General features: G+C 63.3%; 3 protein-coding genes, 2 tRNA genes and 1 pseudogene. 4 read left to right on the plus strand and 2 right to left on the minus strand.

Going from position 1 to position 4490, the window contains the following annotated elements:
• The 4 genes and pseudogenes from HP499_RS21155 to HP499_RS21170 form a co-directional block, all read left to right on the plus strand.
• A pseudogene (locus HP499_RS21155) lies at window positions 1–558 on the plus strand (deoxyguanosinetriphosphate triphosphohydrolase); the annotation flags it as partial.
• 59 nt (window positions 559–617) lie between these two features.
• On the plus strand, window positions 618–2504 hold the full coding sequence (dnaG, locus tag HP499_RS21160) for a DNA primase (RefSeq protein WP_172326085.1): 1887 nt from the start codon (window positions 618–620) through the stop codon (window positions 2502–2504).
• Window positions 2505–2557: 53 nt separating this feature from the next.
• Window positions 2558–2630 (plus strand) — tRNA-Asn (locus tag HP499_RS21165).
• 116 nt (window positions 2631–2746) lie between these two features.
• Window positions 2747–2819: transfer RNA gene (locus tag HP499_RS21170), tRNA-Asn, on the plus strand.
• Between the two features lie 48 nt (window positions 2820–2867).
• On the opposite strand, the gene HP499_RS21175 is transcribed toward HP499_RS21170, so the two are convergent.
• Window positions 2868–3275, minus strand: coding sequence for a hypothetical protein (locus HP499_RS21175; protein ID WP_172326086.1), 408 nt, complete (start codon window positions 3273–3275; stop codon window positions 2868–2870).
• Window positions 3276–3319: 44 nt separating this feature from the next.
• Window positions 3320–4490 (minus strand): esterase family protein (locus HP499_RS21180; protein ID WP_172326087.1); only part of this gene is annotated, 1171 nt, incomplete at its 5' end.

Raw genomic sequence — 4490 nt, forward strand, 5'->3', positions numbered from 1 at the left:
CACCGGGCGCGTGTGGTGGGCTACACCAAGCAGTGGTACTTGCCCCACAACGACCCCGCTGAAATTGACGCCGCCCTGGCCCGGCTGGAGGCCACCAAGGTTTGGGTCCGCGAAGCTGACGGCAGCCGAAAATCCATGGCTGCGTTGAAGGACATGACCAGCCAGTTGATCGGCCGGTTCTGCCAGAGCGCCATGGAAACAACACGTGCTCACTTCGGCCCGGCCAACCTGACCCGTTACGACGCTGAGCTCATGGTCCCCGCGGACACCGTCGCCGAGATCGCCGTCCTCAAGGGTTTGGCCACCACGTTCGTGATTTCCACGGACCACCGCCAGCCGGTGTACGAGCGCCAGCGCGAAGTGCTGCACGCGCTGGTGGGTGTTCTGAACGCCACCGGCGACCGTCACCTGGAGCCGATGTTCGCCGCTGACTGGCGTGACGCCGTCGACGACGGTGCCCGGCTTCGAGTGGTGATAGACCAGGTTGCCTCGCTGACGGACGTCTCCGCGTTGGCAATGTACGAGCGGCTTGTGGGCAGTCTTCCCTCGCTCTGGTAACAGCTGGGCCGTTACCGTTAACGGCGGGCACCCTTGGGGCAAGCGACTAGGATGGTCACGTGGCTGGCCTGATCAAACGTGAAGATATCGATGAAGTACGCCAGCGCACGGATATCAAGGAAGTCGTTGACGGTTACGTCACGCTCAAGGGTGCCGGGCTGGGCAGTTTCAAGGGCCTGTGCCCGTTCCATGACGAACGCTCGCCCTCCTTCACCGTCCGCCCGCAAGTAGGCCGGTACCACTGCTTCGGCTGCGGCGAGGACGGCGACGCCATCTCCTTCGTCCAGAAGATGGACCACAGTTCGTTCCACGAGGCCGTGGAGAAGCTGGCGGCCAGGATCGGCTACGAGCTTCGTTACGAGGACGGCGGCACCGGTCCCAGCCGTGAAGAAGTGGGTAAACGCCAACGCCTGCTGGACGCCCACAAAATAGCCGACGAGTTCTTCCGCGCCCAGCTCCTGACCCCCGGCGCCGCCGAGGGGCGGAACTTCCTCGATGGCCGTGGTTTCGACCGCGCCGCCGCCGAACACTTTGGCGTGGGATACGCACCCCAGGGATGGGACGCGTTGCTCAAGCACCTCCGTGGGCGCGGATTCACCGATGCCGAGTTGAAACTCACCGGGATGTTCTCGGAAGGAAACCGGGGCATCTATGATCGCTTCCGCGGCAGGCTGATCTGGCCCATCAGGGACATCGCGGGGGACACCATCGGGTTCGGCGCCCGCAAGCTCTACGAGGACGATCAAGGACCTAAATACCTCAACACCCCGGAGACCACCCTCTACAAGAAATCGCAGGTCCTCTACGGGATCGACATCGCCAAGCGGAATATCGCCAAGGAGCGGCAACTGGTGGTGGTGGAGGGGTACACGGACGTCATGGCCTGCCACCTTGCAGGAGTCGCGACGGCGGTAGCCACCTGCGGTACTGCCTTCGGGACCGAACACATCAAGGTGGCCCGGCGGCTGTTGTCGGACGATGGCAGCGGCGGCGAGGTCATCTTCACCTTCGACGGTGACGCCGCAGGCCAGAAGGCTGCCCTGAGGGCTTTTGAAGAAGACCAGCGCTTTCAGGCCCAGACCTACGTTGCCGTGGAGCCCACGGGTGCTGATCCCTGTGATCTTCGCCAACTCAAGGGCGACGCCGCGGTGCGCGATCTCATCAGCACGCGGAAACCACTCTTTGAGTTCGCTATCCGGGCCTCGCTGCGCAGGCACAACCTGGACACCGTGGAAGGCCGCGTTGCGGCACTGCGTGAAGCCGCTCCCGTGGTGGCCCAGATCAGGGATTCCGCTGCCAGGCCCGGTTATACCCGGGAACTTGCAGGATGGCTGGGCATGCCCATCGAAGAAGTCAGCCGGTTTGTTGGCGCCGCCGCCAAGCGTGTCTCTTCCGGTGCCGGTGCGCCAGCACCGGCAGGCGCAGCTGAGCAGTCCGCGGCAGCACCGCCGTCGGGCGGTCTTGTCTTTCAACGGCCCGATCCCCGGGATCCCATCGCAGGGATGGAACGCCAGGCGCTGGAGGTTGTGCTCCAGGAGCCAGGCGTGCTGGGTGGGGGAGCATGGGAGCGCTTCGAGGCCTCGCACTTTGCCACCCCTGCCTACGCCGCCGTCCACACGGCCGTGCGGGCTGCGGGACTCGCCCACGCGGCTGATCCGGTGGCCTGGGTGGAGCAGGTCCGCCAGGAGGTTCCCGAACCCCTGCGTGCCTTGGTCTCCGAGCTTGCAGTGACCCCCCTGCCCGCCAGTACCCCGGAGGCCATGCAGAGGTATTGCCGAGACATCCTGGCCCGCCTGTTTGAACTGCAGATCACCCGTATCAAAGCAGACAAGATGGGCCAATTGCAGCGCCTGGACGCAGGAGCCAATCCGGAGGAATTCCAGCGGCTGAACCGCGAGCTGATGCAACTGGAAATGGAGCGCCGGGCGCTGCGTTCGGACGGCTGAGAACCCCGATTTCGTTTTCCGGCGGGGCCCTGTTAAGCTAGTAACCGCTTCATTCCTCCGTAGCTCAATTGGCAGAGCATTCGACTGTTAATCGAAGGGTTACTGGTTCAAGTCCAGTCGGAGGAGCGCACAATACCCCCGTTCCGGTCTCCGGAGCGGGGGTATTTTTTATACCCCCACGGGGTATGCGGAGCCGATTTCGCATTCGGGTAGAACCTTTGCTAAAGTCATAACCGCTTCATTCCTCCGTAGCTCAATTGGCAGAGCATTCGACTGTTAATCGAAGGGTTACTGGTTCAAGTCCAGTCGGAGGAGCACCGGAACCCCGCATCGGCATCATGCCGGTGCGGGGTTCGTCTTTTCCTAGACGAAATCCATTTCCACCTGCAGGAAACGGGCGGCCTCGGCAACAGCGGCAAGAAATGAATCCTGCTCAGTGGGCGGGGTCCTCGGTTCGCGCGGATGCCATTCATGCGGGGCCGAGTAGACGCGGCTGAAACCGCCACCCGGCGGCGCATAGAAGATTCCGAACCGCTGTACCGGCCACTCAGGGGACGTCTCCGGCGCAACCAGCAGGGCGGCGTCGGCTTCGGGGTTGTACCACTGGGCAATGGGCCTGCGGCGATCATCCGTGAAGAGCCCTGCGGCGTAGAGGGCGGCCGACTGGGGGCTGGTCACTGAGCACAGACGGTCCCACCACAACGGCAGGATGCGTTCATCCCGACGCTGCCACGGTGCCGGAAACGGCTGCAGCTCTTGCCAATGGGGCACATCTCAACTTTATCGCCGGCATGACTCGCGCAACAGGGGAAGCGCTAGCGGGAGAGCCCCAAGCGGGGGTACAGCACCTCGAAACCTTTGGTCAGGCCCGCGTTCAGGGCCAGCCCCACGTGTCCGCCGTTGGGGACCTCGTAGTAGGTCACCGTCATCCCTGCAGTCTGTGCCGCCGCAGAGACAGCTTTCGCGGCGGCCACGTACGTCACATCGTCAGAGCCAACGGTGAAAACGGCTGTCGTATCCGGAAATTGCTTGCCTTTCATGATGTTGATGGGCTTCTGGGCATCGTAGTCCGCTTGCTTGCCGCCGAAGATGCTTGCGAGGTTGCCGGCGGGGTCTTCGGCGCCCGGGAACTCCTCACCGGAAATGTCCACCACGTTGCCCCACATTTTGGGGTACTTGACGGCGAAGGAGATGGCACATTGGCCGCCGTTGGAGTAGCCGGCGATGGTCCAATGCTCCCTGTCGGGAAGGATGTTCAGGTTGGCTTTGGCCCAGTTCACCACGTCTTCGTTGATGTACTTCTCGACGTTGCCGTACTTGGCGGTGTCCAAGCACAGGGTGTCGTTCTCATCCGGACCGATCTGGTCCGCGACGATCGCAATGGGGGCCAGGCCGTTGTTCCTGGCTGCAAACTCATCCAAGGCCGCCGAGACATACTGGGGGTCCGGGAGGCCGGGCTGCCCCATCATCAGGACGAACAAGGGCAACCGGGGCGGATTGTCCGTCAGAGCCGCCGGAGGCAAGTAGATGCCGGCCGGCCGGGCGTCAAAGCCTGAGGCCGTGGCCGGAATCACCTGGGTGCCCACCTCGCCCTTGGCTGGCATTCCGGCAGGGGCTTTCCAGCTCTGCCACAGCGGACCTGCAGGAATGGACGCATCCGGGTTGGGCTTGTTCAACGCAATGGCACCCTCAGTGGAAATCCCCAAGGCCGAGCCCAGCGTCTTGTTCAGCCCGAACTCGGTGTTGATGCCCAGCGCCGCGACCAGAAGAAACACAGGGATGGAGAACGCAGCCACCACTTTCCGCCACGCACGGCTATGGCGGAAGCTGACTACGGCCAGTCCCAGCGCTGCGAAGCAGGAGATGGCCCAGAACCATACCCGTGGAGTCAAGCCCACGTGGAAGACGTCCAAGACGTCCTCAATGATCCACACCGTCAACCATCCCAGCAATGCAGCGGACACAATGGCAATGATCGCGGTCAGC

Origin of the sequence: Paenarthrobacter sp. CM16 (genome assembly GCF_013179505.1) — a bacterium.
GTDB lineage: Bacteria > Actinomycetota > Actinomycetes > Actinomycetales > Micrococcaceae > Arthrobacter.